Origin of the sequence: Saccharomonospora glauca K62 (assembly GCF_000243395.2) — a bacterium.
Lineage (GTDB): Bacteria > Actinomycetota > Actinomycetes > Mycobacteriales > Pseudonocardiaceae > Saccharomonospora > Saccharomonospora glauca.
In genome coordinates, this window is sequence record NZ_CM001484.1 from 2396595 (window position 1) to 2417170 (window position 20576).

Annotated in this window: 18 protein-coding genes; 12 read left to right on the forward strand and 6 right to left on the reverse strand. The window is 70.5% G+C overall.

Annotation, left to right across the window (positions count from 1 at the left end):
- Positions 1-44 precede the first annotated feature (44 nt).
- Positions 45-824, forward strand: coding sequence for a thymidine kinase (locus tag SACGLDRAFT_RS11250; protein ID WP_005464687.1), 780 nt, complete (start codon positions 45-47; stop codon positions 822-824).
- A gap of 229 nt (positions 825-1053) precedes the next feature.
- Positions 1054-1398: an RNA polymerase-binding protein RbpA gene (locus tag SACGLDRAFT_RS11255; RefSeq protein WP_005464688.1), complete on the forward strand. Its 345-nt coding sequence runs from the start codon at positions 1054-1056 to the stop codon at positions 1396-1398.
- 81 nt (positions 1399-1479) lie between these two features.
- Here SACGLDRAFT_RS11255 and SACGLDRAFT_RS11260 read toward each other — a convergent pair whose 3' ends face one another.
- The 3 genes from SACGLDRAFT_RS11260 to SACGLDRAFT_RS11270 are packed head-to-tail and all read right to left on the reverse strand — an operon-like array spanning position 1480 to position 5518.
- The gene (locus tag SACGLDRAFT_RS11260) at positions 1480-2253 is read right to left on the reverse strand and encodes a polyprenol monophosphomannose synthase (protein ID WP_005464690.1); all 774 of its coding nucleotides are present in this window, start codon (positions 2251-2253) and stop codon (positions 1480-1482) included.
- Entirely contained in the window at positions 2225-3868 is a 1644-nt protein-coding gene (gene lnt, locus SACGLDRAFT_RS11265) for an apolipoprotein N-acyltransferase (protein ID WP_005464692.1), read from the reverse strand. The genes SACGLDRAFT_RS11260 and lnt overlap by 29 nt, the downstream gene beginning before the upstream one ends.
- A gap of 9 nt (positions 3869-3877) precedes the next feature.
- A complete protein-coding gene (locus SACGLDRAFT_RS11270) occupies positions 3878-5518 on the reverse strand; it encodes an amidohydrolase (protein WP_040918952.1) in 1641 nt (546 codons plus the stop codon).
- 98 nt (positions 5519-5616) lie between these two features.
- Between SACGLDRAFT_RS11270 and SACGLDRAFT_RS11275 the strand changes: the two genes are divergently transcribed.
- The 4 genes from SACGLDRAFT_RS11275 to SACGLDRAFT_RS11290 are packed head-to-tail and all read left to right on the forward strand — an operon-like array spanning position 5617 to position 11008.
- Positions 5617-7002 (forward strand): KamA family radical SAM protein, encoded by a 1386-nt coding sequence (locus SACGLDRAFT_RS11275; protein ID WP_005464696.1) that lies wholly within the window; start codon positions 5617-5619, stop codon positions 7000-7002.
- Between the two features lie 46 nt (positions 7003-7048).
- On the forward strand, positions 7049-9637 hold the full coding sequence (locus tag SACGLDRAFT_RS11280; RefSeq protein ID WP_005464698.1) for a hypothetical protein: 2589 nt from the start codon (positions 7049-7051) through the stop codon (positions 9635-9637).
- Positions 9630-10319, forward strand: coding sequence for an ABC transporter ATP-binding protein (locus SACGLDRAFT_RS11285; protein ID WP_005464700.1), 690 nt, complete (start codon positions 9630-9632; stop codon positions 10317-10319). The genes SACGLDRAFT_RS11280 and SACGLDRAFT_RS11285 overlap by 8 nt, the downstream gene beginning before the upstream one ends.
- On the forward strand, positions 10316-11008 hold the full coding sequence (locus SACGLDRAFT_RS11290; RefSeq protein ID WP_005464701.1) for an ABC transporter ATP-binding protein: 693 nt from the start codon (positions 10316-10318) through the stop codon (positions 11006-11008). The genes SACGLDRAFT_RS11285 and SACGLDRAFT_RS11290 overlap by 4 nt, the downstream gene beginning before the upstream one ends.
- Positions 11009-11104: 96 nt before the next feature.
- On the opposite strand, the gene SACGLDRAFT_RS11295 is transcribed toward SACGLDRAFT_RS11290, so the two are convergent.
- Genes SACGLDRAFT_RS11295 through SACGLDRAFT_RS11305 form a run of 3 tightly spaced genes read right to left on the reverse strand, consistent with a single transcriptional unit; the run spans position 11105 to position 13703 of the window.
- Positions 11105-11896: an ESX secretion-associated protein EspG gene (locus SACGLDRAFT_RS11295; protein ID WP_005464703.1), complete on the reverse strand. Its 792-nt coding sequence runs from the start codon at positions 11894-11896 to the stop codon at positions 11105-11107.
- Positions 11893-12261 (reverse strand): hypothetical protein, encoded by a 369-nt coding sequence (locus SACGLDRAFT_RS11300; protein ID WP_005464705.1) that lies wholly within the window; start codon positions 12259-12261, stop codon positions 11893-11895. Before SACGLDRAFT_RS11300 ends, SACGLDRAFT_RS11295 begins: the two co-directional genes overlap by 4 nt.
- Positions 12258-13703: a hypothetical protein gene (locus SACGLDRAFT_RS11305; protein ID WP_005464707.1), complete on the reverse strand. Its 1446-nt coding sequence runs from the start codon at positions 13701-13703 to the stop codon at positions 12258-12260. Before SACGLDRAFT_RS11305 ends, SACGLDRAFT_RS11300 begins: the two co-directional genes overlap by 4 nt.
- A 209-nt stretch (positions 13704-13912) precedes the next feature.
- Here SACGLDRAFT_RS11305 and SACGLDRAFT_RS11310 point away from each other — a divergent pair, with 209 nt between their 5' ends.
- The 6 genes from SACGLDRAFT_RS11310 (at position 13913) to SACGLDRAFT_RS11335 (ending at position 20494) form a co-directional block, all read left to right on the forward strand.
- Complete coding sequence (locus SACGLDRAFT_RS11310; RefSeq protein WP_005464709.1) at positions 13913-14389, forward strand: Fur family transcriptional regulator; 477 nt, start codon at positions 13913-13915, stop codon at positions 14387-14389.
- A gap of 129 nt (positions 14390-14518) precedes the next feature.
- Complete coding sequence (locus SACGLDRAFT_RS11315) at positions 14519-15619, forward strand: FecCD family ABC transporter permease (RefSeq protein ID WP_005464710.1); 1101 nt, start codon at positions 14519-14521, stop codon at positions 15617-15619.
- Between the two features lie 31 nt (positions 15620-15650).
- Positions 15651-16652, forward strand: a complete 1002-nt coding sequence (locus SACGLDRAFT_RS11320) for an ABC transporter substrate-binding protein (RefSeq protein WP_005464712.1) — start codon at positions 15651-15653, stop codon at positions 16650-16652.
- Positions 16649-17455, forward strand: a complete 807-nt coding sequence (locus SACGLDRAFT_RS11325) for an ABC transporter ATP-binding protein (protein ID WP_005464713.1) — start codon at positions 16649-16651, stop codon at positions 17453-17455. Before SACGLDRAFT_RS11320 ends, SACGLDRAFT_RS11325 begins: the two co-directional genes overlap by 4 nt.
- Positions 17456-17547: 92 nt before the next feature.
- Positions 17548-18954: an ethanolamine ammonia-lyase subunit EutB gene (locus tag SACGLDRAFT_RS11330; RefSeq protein WP_005464715.1), complete on the forward strand. Its 1407-nt coding sequence runs from the start codon at positions 17548-17550 to the stop codon at positions 18952-18954.
- 103 nt (positions 18955-19057) lie between these two features.
- Complete coding sequence (locus SACGLDRAFT_RS11335) at positions 19058-20494, forward strand: recombinase family protein (protein WP_005464717.1); 1437 nt, start codon at positions 19058-19060, stop codon at positions 20492-20494.
- The last annotated feature ends 82 nt before the right edge of the window (positions 20495-20576 follow it).

The following is a 20576-nucleotide window of genomic DNA, read 5'->3' on the forward strand; positions in this document are numbered from 1 at the left end:
GTGTCGCGAGGACGCCACACCGGGTACGGATAGGGTGCTTCGTCGTGACCGCTGTGCATGACGACGACACCGATCCGACGGACGCCCTCTCCCCCGTACCCGCCGCGGCATGGCGACGGGACATGCCGGTGACGGGCAAAGTGAAGTTCTGCTACGGCCCGATGGACTGCGGCAAGTCGACGTTGGCACTGCAGATCGATCACAACCTCGCCCGGCAGGGACGCCAGGGGCTGCTGCTGGTCCGCCACGACCGCTCGGGTGCCGCGCAGATCAGCAGCCGTATCGGCATCACGCGGAAGGCGCTGGAGGTGGAGGCCGACACCGACGTCCGCGCGGTGGTGCGGCAGGCGTGGGAACACGGCAAGCACGTCGACTACCTGATCGTCGACGAGGCCCAGTTCCTCTCCCCCGAGCAGGTGGAGCAGCTCACCGACCTCGCCGACGAGGCCTGCATCGACGTGTACTGCTTCGGGATCGCGACCGACTTCCGCAGCGAGCTGTTCCCCGGCGCGCGACGACTGTTCGAGCTGGCCGACGAGCTCCAGCCCGTCCAGGTCGAGGTCCTGTGCTGGTGCGGCAGGCCCGGCCGGTTCAACGCCCGAGTCCGCGACGGTGTCGTCTTGCGCACCGGTGACACGGTCTTCGTGGCCGACACGACCTCGTACGCGAGCGGGGGCTCGTCAACCGGTGAGGTGAACTCGGACACGACACGCTCGTCGACGGAAACGACTACCGTGCGTTACCAGGTACTTTGTCGTCGGCACTTCCGTCTGGGCGAGGTAGGACCGGATGCGTCCGGGCCGGGGCAGCTCCAGCTGACCTGACCACGAGAGTCACTCTCACCCGGGCGGGGGATATGAGGAGCGGGGTTGCCGTTGCCGCGTCACAGTGTGACGTGCAGGGCCTCCCTGAAGACAGGCAGTTTTCACGCGGGTGATGCAGCTCATCATGCGCGACGACGGTGTTGTTGGGAATTCAACCGACCACTTCCGTCGTTGCACAGGGTGAGCACCGCCCGGGCTCTCCTTCGGGAGCCGACCGAAAGGACCCATCATGGCCGACCGTGTTCTTCGTGGAAGCCGGTTGGGTGCGGTCAGTTACGAGACCGACCGCAATCACGACCTAGCCCCCCGACGTACCGTGCGCTACAGGTGCCCGAAGAACCACGAGTTCGAGGTGCCGTTCTCCGACGACGCCGAGGTGCCCTCCACCTGGGAGTGCAGGCTGCACGGCACCGAGTCGGAGATCCTCAACGGCGGGGCACCCGAGCCCAAGGAGACGAAGCCGCCCAGGACGCACTGGGACATGCTGCTGGAGCGGCGGTCCATTCCGGAGTTGGAGGAGCTGCTCAACGAGCGGCTCGCCGAACTCCGGAACCGCAGGGGACGGTCGTCGTAACCCACCCGCGCTTCCGACCACGCGAAGGCCACCCTCCCGATCGGGAGGGTGGCCTTTCCCATGTCCGGGACGTCTCCGACGTCAGCGACGCAGCCGGTCGTACCAGGCCCGCACCTGGTCGCCCCGGCGCTTCAGCCCCCACTGCGCCACCTTGAGGAGGGCCTCACCGATGATGGCGCCGCTCATCTTCGACTGGCCCAGCTCGCGCTCGGTGAAGGTGATGGGCACCTCCAGGATGCGGAAGTCCTCCTGCGCGGTGCGCCACGTGAGGTCGATCTGGAAGCAGTAGCCCTGCGACGCGATCCGGTTCAGCGGAAGCCGTTCGAGCACCCGGCGACGGTAGGCCCGGAATCCGGCCGTGATGTCGGCGACGGGGACCCCGAGCGCGATCCGGGAGTACAGGTTGGCGGCGCGTGACAGCAGTTGCCGATGCGGCGGCCAGTTCACGAGCGCCCCGCCGGGCACGTACCGGGAACCGATGACGAGATCGGCGTCGTGGAGGGCGTCGAGCAGCCGAGGCAGGTCCTCGGGGGCGTGCGAGCCGTCGGCGTCCATCTCGACAACGGTGGCGTAGTCGTGGTCGAGCGCCCACCGGAACCCGGCGATGTAGGCGGCGCCGAGGCCGGCCTTCTCCGTGCGGTGGAGCACGTGCACGCGGTCGTCCTCCCCCGCGAGCTTGTCGGCGACCTCACCGGTGCCGTCGGGACTGCCGTCGTCGACCACGAGCACGTGAACCTGCGGCAGAACCGTGTGTAGCCGGCGTACGAGTGGCGGGAGGTTATCCCGTTCGTTGTAGGTCGGGATGATCACCAGCACCGGGTCGATCTCATCCCTGTGCTGTGTCCCCTCCGCCATGCTGCTCCCCTTCTGTCGCATCTGCGCGCGTTACTGTCCTCTTCGGTCGCGGCCGGAGCGCGAACCCGGCGACCACGGCGACGAACGCGGCCCCGACCAGCACGTACTCGGTCCACGCACCGAGTCGATCCGACAGCGTAGTCTGCTGGCGCAGCGGCACGTCGGCCACCATTGACGTGGCACTGTAGAGGCTGGTGGAACGGGTGACACTACCGTCCGGCGCGACGATCGCGCTGATCCCGCTGGTGGCCGCCACCACGACGGCCCGGCCGTGTTCGACCGCGCGCAGCCGTGACATCGCGAGATGCTGGTGGCTCATCTCCCCCGGCCCGAACCAGGCGTTGTTGGTGGGGGTGACGAGCAGCTCCGCGCCGGCCCGGACGTTGTCCCTGGCCACGTAGTCGTAGGCGGCCTCGTAACAGATCACCGTCCCGACCCTGGCGCCCGCGACGTCGAGGGCGGCACCTCGGTCGCCCCACCGCATGTCGCGGGTGTCGTCGACGAACGGCGTGAACCACCGGGCGATGCCTCGCCACGGCACGTACTCGGCGAACGGCACGAGCTCCCGTTTGACGTAGCGATCGGTGATCCCCGCGCCGGGTTCCCACACGAGCACGGCGTTCTCGGTCAGCTCGCTTCCGGGTGGGCGGTAGAGCGCGCCGACCAGCATGGGCACGTCGAGTTCCTCGACCAGCGCGTGAAGCTGCGGGTCGGGTCCCCGGACATCGGCGGCCGTCTCGGGCCAGACGACGAAATCCGGGCGGGGAACCGCACCGGAGCGGATGTCGGCGAGCAGGGCCTCGCTTTGGGCGAAGTGATTGGCGCGGATCGTCTCCCGTTCGTCGAGCAGGCCGATGCCGACGTCGGGCGCGTTGCCCTGCACCACGGCGACGGTGCGGGTGCCGGTCTCGGGGTCCGTGCCGATCGTCGGCCAGGTGAGCAACCCGGCCGCCAGGGGCAGCACCACGGCGAGCGCCGGGGCGAGGAGAGCCCGTCCGGACCGAGGCCCGTGTGTTCGGACGCGCACGAGGAGCTGCGCCAGTCCGAACCCGGTGACGAGCACGGCGAAGCCGACCAACGGCGCGCCCCCGAGCGAGGCCAGGGACAGGTAGGCCCCTTCGGGCTGGCTGAACCCCACCCGCCCCCACGGGAAGCCGTTGAACGGCCAGCGCATCCGAGCCGACTCCTGCGCCAGGAACACCAGCGCCTGCCACACCGGGGCGCCGGGCAACCGGGAGACGACCGACATGAGGGCACACGCCACCGCCACGTAGACAGCGAGCACGCCGGAGAGCGCGAGCCACGGCGCGGGACCGAACTCCTCCCCGAGGAAGTCCTGGATCCAGACGATGTGCGCGAGGTAGAACGCGAGACCGAAGACCAGCCCGTAACCCGCGGAGGCCCACACGCGGCGCCCGTGCAGCACGAGGCCGAGTCCGGCGAAGGCCGGGGGCACCACCCACCACAGCGGTCGGGGGGCGAACCCGGCGCAGAACAGCAGGCCGGAGCCCGCGGCCAGGACGACGCGGACGGCGACGGGGAGGAACCGACGAGGCCGCGTGGGGCGACGGGCGGGCGCCGGATCGGCGCCCGGTGGGGAAGCCGTGGCGGTCACGCGCTCAGCCTATGCCTCGGTGGACACGGCCGACGGGGCGCCGGACTCGGCGTCGTAGATGATCTCTCCACCGCGGACGGTGCGCAGGCACCGCGGCAGCGGAACTCCCGGATCGAGCGGTGGCAGCCCCGGAACCCGCGACCGAGGGTCGGTGGACCAGCGTTGCACGCGGGTGTCGGGCGTGGCGACGACGAGTTCGTCGGCCTCCCACACCGCGTAGTGGGCGGGCGCGCCGGGGACGAGGCTCCCGGTGACGCCGTCGTTCACCCCGGCGGCGCGGTGGCCTCCCCGCGTGTGGGCGTTGAAGGCCGCGCGGGCGGAGATGCCGGAACCGGACGTGCGGTGGTGCACGGCGGCCCGCACGCTCGCCCACGGATCGAGCGGGGTGACGGGGGCGTCGGAGCCGAAGGCCAGGGGCACGCCCTCGGCGGCGAGCGCGGCGAAGGGGTTGAGCGTGGCGGCGCGCTCGGAACCGAGCCGAGCGGCGTACATGCCGTCGGGGCCGCCCCACAGCGCGTCGAACGCGGGCTGCATGGAGGCGGTGACGTTCCAGCGGGCGAGGGCGGTGGCCTGCTCCCGCGTGATCATCTCGACGTGTTCGAGCCGGTGTCCCGCCTTGGCGAGAGCCCGTTGTCCCACCGTCTTCTCGGCGAGGGCGAACGCCTCGACGACCTCCGCTACGGCGGCGTCGCCGATGACGTGGAACCCTGCCTGCAGCCCCGCCTCGGTGCAGGCGACGACGTGGTCGGCGATCGCCCGCGCGTCGAGGTAGCGGGCGCCCACGGTGTGGGGCAGGTCGGTGTAGGGCTCGGTCAGCGCCGCGGTGTGGGAACCGAGGGCCCCGTCGACGAACAGGTCTCCCCCGAGACCGCGAAGTCCGAGTTCGCGGGCGAGGTCGAGCGCGGCGGTGTCGGCGAGTGCTCCCCAGTAGGGCACCACCTCGACGGTTCCGGGCTCCGCGGCGACGCGCAGGAGCGCGCGCAGGTCGTCCTCGCCGCAGATGTCCGGGCCCGCGCACTCGTGGACGCTGACGATCCCCGCCGCCGCGGCGGCCCGCAGGAAGGCGCGCTGGGCGCGTTCGCGCTGGTCAGCGGTGATCGCACCGTAGGCGGCCGTGCGGACCGCGTGGTGAGCGGCGCGGGTCAGGGGGCCGTCGGCGGAGTACCCCTCGGCGCGCGCCACGTCGGGCACGAGGGCGAGCAGCGCGCTGGACACCAGCGCCGAGTGCACGTCGACACGGCTGAGGTAGACGGGCACGTCGCCCGCGACCTCGTCGATTTCCGCACGGCTGGGTAACCGAGGAGTGGTCCAGGTCGTCTCGTCCCAGCCATGGGCGAGCACCACCTCGCCGGAGGTGGCGGCCTCGCGGACGGCCGCGAGGAGTTCGGCCGCGTCGCGGACGCCGGTGAGGTCGAGCCCGGTGAGGTGCAGCCCGGTGTTGGTGGTGTGCACGTGGGCGTCGACGAACGCCGGGGCGACGAACGCGCCGTGGAGGTCCACGACCTCGGCGTCGGGATGGAGCGCGCGGCCGGGCGCGTCCTGGCCGACCCAGACGACGGTGCCGTCGGTGACCGCCATGGCCGTGGCGTCGGGCGAACTCGGGGTGTGGATACGGCCGCCCACCAGGAGCGTCGTGTTGCTGCTACTCACGCCCCTGAGTCTGCCACCCACCCTCACCAAGAAGTTTTGCGTTAGGGGATGCATATGACAGGATAATTTTCACGAGTAGTCGAGATTGAGGAGCAGAAGTGACTGCCACCCAGGAACCTGCTACCGAACTCGCGGAACAGCCCTACACCTATCGGCGGGTCGAGTTGGTCGAACCCGACTGGCGACGCTTTCCGGGCTGGCGCGACGTGACGGAGGCCGAGTGGCGTGACGCACAGTGGCAACGGGTTCACTGCGTGCGCAACGTCAAGCAGCTTCGCGCCGTCATGGGCGACCTGCTGGAGGAACGGTTCTACGAGGACCTCGTGGCCGACCAGCAGGAGATGGCGACGATGTCGATGTTGCTGCCGCCGCAGATGCTCAACACGATGGCGCCGCACGCGGGCACGGACCCGGCCAAGGTCACCGAAGCCTTCTACGCCGACCCGATCCGGCGCTACATGATGCCGCTGCGCAGCGACCGGCACCCGGACTGGCCGAGCCACCCGCACTCGCAGCGCGACTCGCTGCACGAGGCGGAGATGTGGGTCGTGGAGGGCTTGACCCACCGCTACCCCACCAAGGTGTTGGCCGAGTTGCTGTCGACCTGTCCGCAGTACTGCGGGCACTGCACGCGCATGGACCTGGTGGGCAACTCCACGCCGCAGATCGACAAGCACAAGCTCACGTTGAAGCCGGTCGACCGGCAGGACGCCATGATCGACTACCTGAAGCGTACGCCGGGCGTGCGCGACGTGGTGGTCTCCGGCGGGGACGTGGCGAACGTGCCGTGGCACCAGCTCGAAGCGTTCCTCATGCGACTGCTCGACATCGAGACCGTGCGCGACATCCGGCTCGCCACCAAGGCACTCGCCGGGTTGCCGCAGCACTGGCTCCAGCCCAAGGTCGTCGAGGGTCTCGCCCGCGTGGCGGGCACCGCGCGCCGGCGCGGGGTGAACCTCGCGATCCACACCCACGTCAACCACGCCCAGTCGGTGACCCCGCTGGTCGCCGAGGCCGCCCGCGCCGCCCTGGAGGTCGGCGTGCGGGACGTGCGCAACCAGGGCGTGTTGATGCGGGGCGTCAACGCGACCCCGGCGGACCTGCTCGACCTGTGCTTCGCGCTGCAGGGCGAGGCGAACATCCTGCCGTACTACTTCTACATGTGCGACATGATCCCCAACGCCGAGCACTGGCGGCTGGCGGTGTGGGAGGCGCAGGAGCTCCAGCACGCGATCATGGGCTACCTGCCCGGTTACGCCACCCCGCGCATCGTCTGCGACGTGCCGTACGTGGGCAAGCGGTGGGTGCACCAGGTCGCCGAGTACGACCGCGAGCGCGGCATCTCGTACTGGACGAAGAACTACCGCACCGGCATCGAGCTCGACGACCCGGAGGCGCTGCGTCGCCGCTACCCCTACTACGACCCGGTCTCGACACTGCCGGAGTCCGGTCAGCGGTGGTGGCGGGAGCACGCCTCGAAGTAGTTCCGACGTCGCTGCCGCGGTGATCGAGAAAGAGCTAGTATGCGCCATGCCCGCATGGCGAAGATCACCGTCGCGTCCGGCGCCCCGCCTGCCGTGGATCACCGCGCCGCGAGCAGCGTCGTCGAGTCCCCTCACCCTGGTCACGGCCGCCGTCACCGCGTTGCTGTCGTGTCTTCTCGGGATGGGGGCCGTGCTGCACGTCTCGGCCTCGACGGGGGCGACCCTCTCCTACCAGGCCGAGACGGTCTGCCCGGACTCCTACGGTCCCGTGATCACCAAACCGAACGTGGAGCCGGGGCAGGTCCGGTCCATCACCGAAGTCGTGGAGCGGCACGCCGCCGCCCACGGCTTCGGTGCGCCCACCGTCAGCCTGTTCAGCGGCCTCGTCCCCGGCGTCGACTTCGGCGGCGGGGAGGGCTACACCGTCCGGCTCGCCTACCGGGACGGCGGCACCGACCACCTGTCGTTGGTCCGGGGCGGCGACGAGCCGGGGCTGTGGGTCGGCCGTGACCTGGCGGGTTTCGCGGGCCTCGGACCGGGCAGCCGGGTCACCAACGCCGACTGGCCCCCGGTCACGGGCGTCTACGCCGACTTGTACGACCCGGCGCCTCGCTGGTGGTGCTCGGTACGGGACCTCGCCGTGCAGAACCGCCTGGTGGACCACATCGCGACCGGCGCGGTCGTGTTCGCCACCGACCGCGCCACCTTCGACGAGGCCACCCGGCAGCATTCCTCCCTGGAACGCCTCACGATCACCTTCCCCACCCCCGCGCCATCCACTCTGTCCGAGGCCGGGGACACGCAGCGTCGCGCCGAGGCGCTGCTGGCCGACGTCCGGGAGGAGCTGGCCGCGCGAGGTCTCGGGGACGCGTTGCTGTCCGTCCCCTTCGCACGGTCGACCGAGCTGGCCGAGCGAGCGGGGACGACGGTGGCGTGGTCGATCCTGCCCCTCGCGGCGCTCAGCGTGGGCGTGGGTCTCGTCGGTTCCGCCACGGTGGCTCTCCAGTGGTATCACCGCCGAAAGGCGCAGGTGCGGTTGCACTCCGCCCGTGGCCACGGACCGCTGGCGGTGGGGCTGCTCGCCGCGGCGGAGCTGGGGCTCGCGGTCGTGGCGGGTGGTGTGGCCGGTGCGGTTCTGGCCAGGGTCACCTTGCCGCTCTACGCACCGCCGGGTCGGTTCGGGCCGGACGCGGAACTCACGGGCGTGGCGGTGGCCGCGGGCGTCCTGCTCGTCTCGCTCGCACTGCTGGTGACGGTGGTGGCCGTCCGTGCCCACCGCGAGTTCGGTCTCGGACTCACCGCGCCGCGGCGACGGAAGATCCGTCTCACCTTCGTGCCGTGGGAGCTGCTCACGGCGGGGGTCGCCGTGCTGGGCTGGTCCCGGCTTCCCCGTTACGGCGACGTCACGAGCACCGGCCCCGTGCCCGAGACCGATCCACTCGCCCTGATCTATCCCGTGGCCGTGGTCCTCACGGTCGGGCTGGTGGTCGCGCGACTCGCGTGGTGGGCGCTGCGCGCCTCCCACCGGATGCGCTGGTGGTCGCGTCCGACGTTGCAGTGGGCGGTGCGGCGGCTGGCGCACGGGCGTGCTCCCGTCACGGGAGTGCTGGTGGTCGCCGTCCTCGCCGTGGGCACGTTGACCGTCGGTTCCTCCATCGCGTCGGGGCAGCAACGGGCGCTCGCGGAGAAGTCGGGCGTCTTCGTGGGAGCCGAGTCCCGCACCGACGTCGAGAACGCGGTCGGCCGCGGCGAGCTCGCCCTTCCGGAACCCGTGCGGTCCACGGGCACGGTGGTGGGGACCCTCGGCACCGGTGAGGTCGGCACGATCCTGGTGATCGATCCCGCGACGTTCGCCACCGCCGCGTACGTCGATCACCTTCCGCGTGAGGAGCTGGATCGGCTGCTCGACCGCCTCGGGACGACGTCCGGCGACACCGTGCCCGCGATCCGGGTCGGGGCCGCGCCCGATACCGCCGACACCGCGGTGGGCGAACTCCGGGCGATCGGGGCCGTCGAGGTGGCCCCGGTGCTGGGGGCGCAGCCGGGGTATCTGGTGTCGCGCACCGCGCTGGACGCGCAACGGATCGATCGGATACCGCAGTGGTCCGTGCTGTCCACGCTGTCGGTCGAGCATGTCGGCGCCGCGTTGCGGCAGGCGGGCATCGTCCACATGAACCCGGTGGACCGTGACACCGCGCTCGACGCCCTGCCGTTCCACGTCGTGGAGTGGACCTTCTCCTTCATCACGCTGCTCGGCGTGGTCCTCGGCGCGGCGGCCGCCCTGTCGTTGCTGATCGCCGTGGAGGTCCGGAGGCGGCAGAACATGCTCTCCGGCGCGCTCGCGATGCGCATGGGACTGCGTACCCGATCGCTGTGGGCGGGGCACGCCACCGAACTGGGCACGGTGGCTTTGGTCGCCCTCGTCACCGGCCTCGCGTGCGGCATCACGGTGGCCGCCGTGTCGGTGCGGCAGTTCGATCCCGCCCGCTGGTTACCGCCGGCGTCGGGGCTGCCGGAGCTCGTCCCGTTCGTGGCGACGGTGGTGGCGCTCGGTGCGGTCGTGGTGACCATGGCCTGCTGGATCGCGGTGCGTTCGGTGCGCACCGCCCGAGTCGCGGAGTTGCTGCGTGGCTGAGACCCCGATCTACGAACTGTCCGGTGTGAGCGTGGAGTATCCGCTGCCCACCACGCGCGAGGAGACCGTGATCGGGCTCCGAGACGTCACGCTCACCGTTCCGGGAACGGGACTGACCGTCCTCGCCGGACCGTCGGGCTCCGGAAAGTCCACGTTGCTTCGCGTCCTGTCGCTGTTCCAGGTGCCCACGCGTGGCCGGATGAGCTTCCGGGGCACCCCGGTCTCCCCCGCGCCTCGCCACCGCAGGCTCCTGCGCCGCGACGCGATCAGCCTGGTGTTCCAGACCCCGCTCGACAATCTGGTGCCGTACCTGTCCGTGGCCGACAACCTCCATGCCGCCGCCCAGTCGGTGAACCGGCAGTGCGATCCGGAAGAACTGTTGGAACGCCTGGGGCTCGGCGGACTGGATCGGTCGCGGATCACGGCGTTGTCGGGCGGGCAGCAGCAGCGACTGGCGTTCGCCTGCGCACTCGCCAGGAGGACACCGGTGGTGCTGGCCGACGAGCCGACGTCGCAGCTCGACGACGCCTCCGCGGACCGGGTCCTCGACGCCCTCACCGTGCTGTGTTCCGAAGGCGTCGCCGTGGTGGTGGCCTCCCACGACGAACGCCTGATCACCCGTGGCTTTCGTGTCGTCCGGCTCCGCGCCGGGCGCGTGTCGGTGGAGGAGGACGTGGCATGACCGTGGAACGTACCGAGGCGGCCTCCCCCGTCCGGAGAGACCTTCCCGCCCTGTGCGCCGAGGGACTGCGGCGACGCTTCTCCATGGCGGGCGAGGAGATCGAGGTCCTGCGCGGCGCGACGTTGCGGGCGGACGCAGGTGAGATCGTCACCGTCACGGGCCGCTCGGGCTCGGGCAAGACGACGCTGCTCACGGTGCTCGCCGGGTTCGACATTCCCGACGAGGGCACCGTGACCTTCCACGGCCGGCCCGCCCCCGGCGCCCCGTGGTGGGTGTGCGCGCTGCTGCCGCAGGCGCTGGGGTTGGTCGAGGAACTCACCTGTGCCGAGAACGTCGCGTTGCCACTGCGGCTACGGCCGGGGGTGACGGACACGGTCGAGGCGACGGTGGTCGCGGCACTCGACGAAGTGGGTATGGCGGAGCTGGCCGATCGTTACCCCGCCGAGCTGTCCTTCGGGCAGCAACAGCGCGTCGCGCTCGCTCGCGCCGTGGTCTCCCGACCGTCCGTCCTGCTGGTGGACGAACCGACGGCGCACCTGGACTCCGCCTCCACCGACGCGGTGTTGGCGCTGCTGCGGCGGATGGCCGACGAGGGGGCGGCGGTGGTGGCCGTCACCCACGACCCGGCGGTGCGCGAGGTGGCCGATCGTCGTCTGCGCCTCGACGGAGGAGTCCTAGTGGCGGAGTGAAGCCGGTCAGCCTTCCTCGGAACCCATTCCCTCGTCACCGGGTCGTCGCTTCCCGGCGAGCGGTGAGCTTCGTGGTGGTCTTCGGGTAACTCGATGTCAGGGGTGTGCCGACGCTGCCGCGTCCCGTACGGCCCGGACGAGTTCGCCGTGCCGTAGGGGGTTGATACTCGTCCAGCCGTCGGCGTCCTTGCTCACTCTCACTCTTCCTCGCGGACCGTCCAACCAAGACATTTCGAGTGGGCGTTCGACCGCGCCGCCCGAACGCCGGACGACCCCGAGTTGACCGCGTCCCACCACCGAAGGCAGCAGAGCCACGAGCGTGTCGACGGCGTCGGGGTCACCTCCGCGTTCCCGAACCAACGCGCGCACCCGTTCTCGGGGATCCCCGACTCCGGCCGTGTTGAGCAACCGAAGGGCGTCGTCGACGACGCCGGGAGGCAACGTGATCGGCATCGTGGACGCGGCCTCGACCTCGGGAATGTGGGCGACGATCGCGTCGGACAGTGCGTCCGTGGCGATTCGCTCCACGCTGACCGGTCCGGGGGCGCCTCCGAGTTCCTGGCGGCATATCACGGCGCGGGGGCCGTAGCTCATGGCCACGAAACCGGTCGTCGTGCCTCCGGTGACCACGACCAGGTCGATCGCGCTTCGGTGCTCACGCAGCGCGGTGACCAACTCCGCCGCGACCCCCCGCGGTCCGTGCTCCCCGGCGAGGTTTCTCTCGGCGAGACCGCGCCCCGCCTCGGCCAGCAACGCGCGGCGCTCGTCCTCGATCCGGCCGAACGAGGGCACCTTGAGCGGGAACGGAAAGCGTGTCCCCGCGTAGGTGGCGAGCAGGTCCAGTTCCACCGGGTTGAACCGCACCCCGGAGCCGGCCGTGACCGTCATGAGGACCGTCCCGCCGTGCCGATGGCACCTCCGTCGGCGGAAGCGCCCTTGGCGTGCAGGTCCTCGCCCGAGCGGTCCTCCTGCTCCCGGTACTTCCGTTTGGCCTGTTCGAGCATCTCCCCGTACTCCCGGAGCTCACGCTCCGCGGCTTTGATCGCTCCTTCCAGACCGGAACTGCCCGCCGCCTCACGCAGCCGCATCGCCAGGTGCACGGCGGGCGGCGCGGTACCGAGCATCGGCACTCGTTCCGCCAAGCGGCTCGCGGTGCTCACCAACTCGCCGGCCAGATCGCCCAACTCGGTCAGGGTCGTGATCGGCAGTTCGAGCGAATCCAGTTCGACCTTGAGTCCCTTGCCGTCGTTCACAGGTCCTCCTCCGGAGGAAGACCGATCACGACCTCGCTGTCCGGCTTCGCGACCGGGAACAGCCGGTGATCGATCGTCGGCATCCGGTTCTCGTGTTCTTCGTCCTCGGCCTTACCTCGCGTGCCCGCACCGGGTGGCGCCATTCCCCCCATCCCGGCCGACCGCGCCGTGGCCGACTCGGTGGCGAGCTGCGCGGCGCTCGTGGTGGACCCGCCCGGCATTGTCAGAGCACCGACTCGAATCCCTCTGGCCAACAGGTTTCTCACGGGGTTGACACCTCCGGTTCCTCCGGTTCCCCCCGCGCCCGTCGTGAGTCCCACGCCGCCGGCGAACGCACCGAGCCCCGCCGCGGCCCCCGCCGCGAGCCCCTTGGACGGAGAACCGCCCCCGCCGGAGCCGACGAGGCTCTGCCACGACGGGGTGCCGCCCGTGGTCTCCCCGGAGGCGCCGCTCATCCCGCTGGGCAACGTGGTGGTCGACAAGGTCGACGGAGTGGTCGCCTGCGCCGACTGCGCGACGTTCTGGGCCTGACCGAGCATCTGACTCGAATCCGTCAGGGTCGCCTCGTAGGCCTGCATCACGCGAATCGCCTCCTGCTTGCTCAGGTCGGCGGCGTCGGCTTCGTCGTAGAGGCTGACATCGGCGAGGTACACCCCCGAGAAGGCCACGCCCAGGACCGGATCACTCGTCGTCTCGGACGTCGACGGAGTCGACGGCGCGCTGGGCGGCACCGAGAACTCGAGCTCGCTTCCACCTTGTGCGGCCAGGACGTCGGCCCCGGCGCTGGGTTCGCCCGCTCCACCGAGCGCCACGGGGGTGCCAGACGACTCCGACCCGGACGGCGCGCCCGAGGACGAACTCACCGAGGCTTCCGTCCCGGTGTCGGCCGCGAGCGCGACCGGGCTGCTGGGTGGCGGCGGCATGGCCGCCCTCGCCGCGGCCAGCGCGTCGGCCGCCCGGGCCGCCGCCAGCTCTCCCGCGGAGGCCAGCTCGGCGATCTCCTCCACCCGCTTCGCGAGCGAGTCGAGTCTGCGCGCCGCTTCCTCCGCGCCCGAGCCCTCCCAACTCGCCAGCAACGCGGCTCGCTGTTCGCGGAGCACTTCGGCGTGGTTCACCAGTGCTTCGCGGTGCGCGGCCCATTCCGCGGCGATGGTGCTGACATCGGCGACGTCGGCGTCCTGCCACAACATCTGATACAGCTCTTCGTGGCTGTAGGCGTCCCAGTTCACGCCACCCGGAACCGGTGTGCCGAAGTACGCGTCCCACACGCCCAGCGCGTCCGCCGTCATCGGGTTCTCGGCGTCCACCGGCTCCACCGTCTCCGAGTCGTCGGCGCCGAGGATGTCCGTCATCGCCGGGTCCTCGGCGCCCAGCACGTCCACCACCACCGGATCCTCGGTCCCCGGAATCGCTTGAGCCCGACTCTCCACCGGCTCACTCACCGCCCCGAAACCCCCTCTCCCGACATGGTCACCGTCGGTGCGATCCAATGTTGGGGCCCCTGAGCCGGAAGCGGAGGGGCCAGAAGGCCACCACTTCGCTCAAATCCGCCGCCTGACCGGGAAAAATCGTCGACCGGAACCCGGAAGCCCCCCATTGCCGACGATCGGTCACTGGCCGAGTGCGGGCCCGCAAGGCGAGACTGGAGCCCATGACCGCTCACGCCCGCGCGCTCGGAATGCGCCCGCAGGAGGCCGTTGACGCCGCGCTCGACCTGCTGCGGGCCCGAGGGCAACGAGTCACCGGTGCCCGTAGCGCGGTCATCGAGGTGTTGGCCAGTATCGGCGGTCATCCGAGCGCGGAGGAGCTGTGGCGTCGAGTGCACGAACGCCATCCGACTATTCACCGCGCCACCGTGTACCGGACCCTGGACACCTTGTCCGAACTCGGCGTGGTGACCCACGTTCGCATCGGCGACGGAGCGAGCACCTACCACCTCACCCCGCCTCCACCCCGGATCGGCCACCTCCACGCGAAATGCCACGAATGCGGCCGGATCGTCGACCTCCCCGGCGATCTGCTCGGCCCCGTGGCCGCACGGCTCGTCCGCGAGAACGGATTCGAACTCGATCCCGCCCGCGTCGCCCTGTCGGGGCGATGCCGTGACTGTCGCGACACCGCTCGCTGACCACCGACGACAGCCGAGCGCGGGACCTCGTGGCCGCTTGACGCGACTTTGTCGCACCTGCGACCATGTCTTACTCACCGTCATTTATTAATCACTCTTCGCCTCCACCTCGATGGGAGGTGACGACTCGTGGCCACGGCCCCGCGAACCTCCACTCTCGACCGCCCCCCACCCGACGATCTCGGCCGGAGCGCTCGGCGACGCCATGGTCTGTTCTGGATCGGGGGACTCGTCGCGGCCCTGGCCGCCACGATCGTTCTCGCGGTCTGCATCGGGGCGGTCGGGCTGTCACCGGCCACCGTGGTCCGGGTCGTCGGTCATCACACGCTCGGTGTGCCCGCGACGCCGGACTGGAGCGCGCCCCTGGACGCCATCGTCTGGCAGGTTCGGCTGCCCCGCGTGCTCCTCGGTGCCGCGGTCGGGGCCGCGCTCGCGGTGTGCGGTGTCGCCCTGCAGGCGATGGTGCGCAACCTGCTCGCCGACCCCTACCTGCTCGGCATCACCTCCGGGGCGTCGACCGGTGCGGCCGGGGCCATCCTCTTCGGATTCGGGGCGGGGCTGGGAGGCAACGCCCTGCCCGCGAGCGCGTTCCTCGGCGCGCTCGCCGCCTCCCTGGCCGTCTTCGCCCTCGCACGGGCCAGTGGGCGGATCACCTCGCTGCGCCTGCTGATGGCCGGGGTCGCCGTCGGCTACGCGCTCTACGCGGCCACCGGATTCCTGATCTTCGCCTCCGACTCCGCCGAGGGCTCGCGCTCCGTGCTGTTCTGGCTTCTGGGTTCCCTCGGCCTCGCGCGGTGGGGGGTACCGCTGACGGTCGTGCTGGTGGTCGTCTGCGCCACCGTGGTCACGTTGGCCCTGTGGAGCCGACACCTCGACGCCCTCGCGATCGGCGACGAGACGGCACATGCGCTGGGAGTCTCCCCGACCCGGTTACGGGTCCGGCTCCTCGCCGTGGTCTCGCTCTGCGTGGGCGCCGTCGTGGCCGCCTCCGGCGGAATCGGCTTCGTGGGGTTGGTGATCCCCCACCTCGCGCGGCGTCTCGTCGGGGCGGCACACGGCCGGGCCGTTCCCGTGGCCGCACTCGTCGGTGCCGGATTCCTCGTCTGGGCCGACGTCGTGGCGCGGGTGTCGTTGTCCCCCCGCGAACTCCCTCTCGGCATCGTCACCGCCATCGTGGGCGCCCCGTTCCTGCTCCTCCTCGTCCGTCGCTTCCACCACACGAGCCCCTGAGACCTCTCACCCGAGCCCGGAGGACGACCGCATGCGCCGCAAGCTCGCCCGTCCCACCTCCCTCGCAACCGTTCTGACGTTGACGTTCCTGACGGCCGCGTGCGGCACGTCGACGACCACCGAACACGCCTCCGCACCGAGGTCGGGGCACTATCCGGTCTCCCTCACCAACTGCGGGGTCGAGGTCACCTTCGCCGCGCCTCCCCAACGGGTCGCCCTGCTGGAGAGCGCGTCGGTGTCGATCCTGAGCGCGCTCGGGGTGCTGGACTCGGTGGTGGTGCGCGCGGGAGCGTTCCCGCCCGAGTACTACGACGACGAGACCAACGCTGCCCTCCGGGAGATCCCGTCCCTCGGCGAAGACCTGGACGCGAGCGGACACCTGCGAATCTCCGCGGAGACGATCATCGAGCAGGGGCCCGACCTGGTTCTCGGGCTGCCCGACGGCGTCTCCCGCGAGGGACTCGCCGACGTGGGCATCACGGCACTGGTACATCCCACCCTGTGTCCGTCGGGAGTGGAGACCACCACGTTCGACGACGTCTACGACCTGGTCACCACCTACGGCCGGATCTTCGACCGGCGGGCGGCCGCGACGGAGCTGGTGGCGTCGTTGCGGAAGCGGGTCTCGGACGTCGCGAAGGCCGTGGCGGGCTCGCCCCGGCGGACCGCGGCGGTGCTGTATCCGACGGTGGGGGGCGGCACCGTCTACGCCTACGGCAACGAGAGCATGGCGCACCCGCAGTTGGAGACCGCCGGATTCACCAACGTCTACGGCGACGTCGACGACCGGGTCTTCGAGGTGACGCTGGAAGACCTCGTCGACAGGAACCCGGACGTCCTGGTGCTGCTCCACAGCGACGGCGCCCCCGAGGCCGTCAAGGCCGCGGTCACCGACCTGCCCGGTGCCGACGCGCTCAAGGCGGTGCGGGACGACGCCGTCCTCGTCCAGCTGTTCAACTTCACCGAGCCCCCCACGCCACTGGCGGTGGACGGGCTGGAGCGTATCCACCACAGGTTCGGCACCGGATCATGATCACCGCTCACGACGTGTCCTTCGCCTACGACGGCGCGCTCGTGCTCGACACGGTGCGTCTGACGGCCCGCCCCGGCCGGATCACGGGGTTGATCGGCCCGAACGGCAGTGGCAAGACCACCCTGCTGCGCACCCTTCACGCCGCGCTCACCCCTCGCTCGGGACTCGTCAGTCTCGACGAGGACCCGCTGAGCGCCCTGCCCCCGCGGCAACGGGCTCGGCGTCTCGCCGTCGTCGCGCAGGAGCAGTCCACCGAAGTCCCCCTGACCGTGGCCGAGACAGTCCTGTTGGGACGGTCCGTGCACCTGACGGCCTTCCAACGCTATTCGGCGGCGGACCACGAGATCGCCGCGAGCGCTCTGCGCAGAGTCGGTGCCCGGCACCTGGCCGACCGTGTCTTCGGAGAATTGTCGGGGGGTGAGAAACAGCGGGTGCTCATCGCGCGAGCGCTCGCGCAGCGGGCCGATCACCTGCTGCTGGACGAACCCACCAACCACCTCGACATCCGGTACCAGCACGAGGTGCTCCAACTCGTCCGCACTCTCGCGGTGACCACCGTGGTCGTGCTCCACGACCTCAACCTCGCCGCCCGTTACTGCGACGAGCTGGTGCTGCTCGACCACGGCGAGGTACGCGCGGCCGGGGCTCCGGACGAGGTACTGCGTCCGGAGGTCCTCGAACCCGTGTACCGCATCGGAGTGCGGCGTGTGTTCTCCGACGGCGGCCTGCACCTGTTGTTCCATCCCCTCACCCGCTCCCACGCGGAGGCTGGTCCCGCGTCGTCCGATGCCACGTCCGCCTAGGCGGTACCGCCGTTTTCCCGCGGTGTCGAACCGGCCCGGCTGACGTACCATATGAGATTCGACGTCCGTCCGTGTCCGGGGAGCGAGATGGCGTGTACAGACAACAGGTCCGCGGAGTCACCCACACGTTCTCCAGCCTGGTCGAGGTGATGGCGAAGGCCACGCCCTCGCGCTCGGGCGACGAACTCGCCGGGTGCGCCGCGGAGTCGGACCGCGAGCGCGCCGCCGCGCAATGGGTGCTCGCGGACATTCCGTTGACCGATTTCCTCGACCACCCCGTGGTCCCCTACGAAGAGGACGAGGTCACCCGGTTGATCATCGACACCCACGACGCCGCGGCGTTCCAGCCCGTGTCGCATCTGACGGTGGGCGGGTTCCGGGACTGGCTGCTCGCCACCGCCGCCCGCGACGACGGAGACGCCCAGCTCTCGGCGCTCGCGCCCGGCCTGACACCGGAGATGGTCGCCGCGGTCTCCAAGGTGATGCGCAACCAGGACCTCATCGCCGTGTCCCGCGCCGTCACCCACACGTCGGCGTTTCGCACCACCATCGGACTTCCGGGCCGGTTGAGCACGCGGCTGCAACCGAACCACCCGACCGACGATCCGGGTGGTGTGGCCGCCGCCGTTCTCGACGGTCTGCTGTTGGGGTGTGGTGACGCGGTCATCGGGGTCAACCCGGCCGGCGACGATCCCCGTCGCACGGCGGACCTGCTGCGCCTGCTCGACGAGATCCGCGAGCGGTACCGGATTCCCACGCAGTCCTGCGTGCTGACGCACGTCACCACCACGCTCGATCTGATCGCCGAGGGGGCCCCGGTGGATCTGGTCTTTCAGTCGATCGCCGGGACCGAGGCCGCCAACCGCAGCTTCGGGGTCTCGCTGTCCTTGTTGGCCGAGGCCCACGACGCGGGCCGGTCGCTGAGGCGTGGCACGGTCGGCGACAACGTCATGTACTTCGAGACCGGGCAGGGCTCGGCCCTGTCCGCGGGAGCCCATCTCGGGACCGGTGGCAGGCCCGTCGACCAGCAGACGTTGGAGGCGCGCACCTACGCGGTCGCCCGCGCCTTCGAACCGCTGTTGGTGAACACCGTCGTGGGGTTCATCGGACCGGAATACCTCTACGACGCCAAGCAGATCATCCGGGCCGGGCTGGAGGACCGGTTCTGTGGCGCCCTGCTGGGGCTGCCCATGGGGGTGGACGTCTGCTACACCAACCACGCCGTCGCCGACCAGGACGACATGGACGTCCTGTTGACGCTGCTGGCCGCCGCGGGCTGCGCGTTCGTCATCACCGTGCCCGGCGCCGACGACGTGATGCTGGGGTACCAGAGCCTGGCCTTCCACGACGTCCTCTACGCCCGCCGGTTGCTGGGGCTGCGTCCCGCACCCGAGTTCGAGCGATGGTTGCGGGACCTGGAGCTGGCCGACGATCGCGGCAGGGTGCTTCCCACCGCGTTGGACACCTCGCCCCTGCGGGAGTTGGTGAGCGGGCTGTGAGTGGCTCCGAGCTCGGCCGGGACGAACGATCGGCGGCCGTGGACGCGTGGCGTCCGCTAGCGCATATCGGGGTTGCAACACTGGTCCACGTAAGCTTGGTTGCATGGTCGAACTGGTAGCGCTGAGGAAGACGAACGAGGTGGCGGCCTACGTCCGCGCCTCCATGGACCGCAAGGGCGACCGCTGGACGGTCGATACCCAGCTGAGGAAGATCAAGGCGCTGGCCGAGGCCAAGGACTGGAACGTGGTCGAGGTCTACGAGGACAACGCGGTGTCGGCGACGAAGAAGCGCCGCGCTGGCACCCGGTGGGCAGAGATGCTGGACGACGCCCGAGCAGGCCGGTTCTCGATGGTCGTCGCCGTGGACATGGACCGCCTCCTGCGCAGCACCAAGGATCTCAACACACTGATCGACCTCGGTCTGCGCGTCGTCACCGTGGACGGCGAGATCGACCTCTCGACGGCGGACGGCGAGTTCCGGGCGACGATGCTCGCCGCCCTCGCCCGGTTCGAAGCCCGGCGCAAGGCAGAGCGCCAGATCAGATCGAACGAGCGCCGACGTACAGAAGGCATCCCCACGTCGGCCTGGAAGGCGTTCGGCTGGACGCGCGATGGCGAGTTGATCCCCGAGGAGGCCGAGGCCGTGCGGCGAGCCTTCGACGCGTTCCTCGGCGAGCCGTCGCTGTCGATCCGACGCATCCGCGAGGACCTGAACAGCGCCGGTCACCTCACCGCGCGCGGGTCGGAGTTCTCAGTCGATGCCGTGAGGTACCTGCTGGCGAACCCGCTCTACGCTGGCTACATCAAGCACTACGCGTCGGGCGAGCTGTACCCCGTGCAGGGCGAGGTGTTCCCGCCAATTGTGAGCGAGCAGACGTGGCGGGCCGCGGTTGCGAAGCTGGAGGACAACGTGCGGAGGTCGGCGAGGCAGGGGAACCAGCCGAAGTACCTACTCTCCGGGATCGGCCTGTGCGGAAAGTGCGGGGCGACGCTTGTCTCGGGGACGAACAGCCGCAAGCAGCCGACGTATCGCTGTGGAGAGCACTTCCACCTCACGCGCCAGCGCGAGCCCGTCGATGCGATGGTCACCGAGGCGGTGCTCACCCGCCTGTCCTCGGTGGACGTGCACGACCTGGTGATGCCGCAGGAGGACGGTAGGCCGGACCGCGAGGAGCTGCTGACCGAGCGGAACGCGCTGGTCGAGCGCGTGAAGGAACTGAGCCCGCTGCTGCGCGACATCCATCAGCCGGTCCTTGAGATCACGGCGGCGATCAATGACGTGAAGGCCCGCATCGACGAGATCGACGCGGAGCTGCTCGACCGCTCGGTGTCGGCGGCGGTGAAGCTGCTCGCGGACGTGGACGAGCTGGTCGGAACCGTGGAGCGCCGGGAGATGGTCGAGTCGAAGTGGAAGGCGCTGGATGTGGACCGTCGCCGGATGCTCGTGGACGAGCTGGTGACGGTGACCGTCGCGCCGATCCGGCCCGGTCACGTGCGGTTCGATCCCGACCTCATCCGGATCGAGCCGCGTCGCGATTGACTCATGATTCGACTCGTCATTGCAATGGTGAGTCGAGTCATGGGAGAATCGTTGCAGAGGCGAATGGACAGCGCTTCGTGGT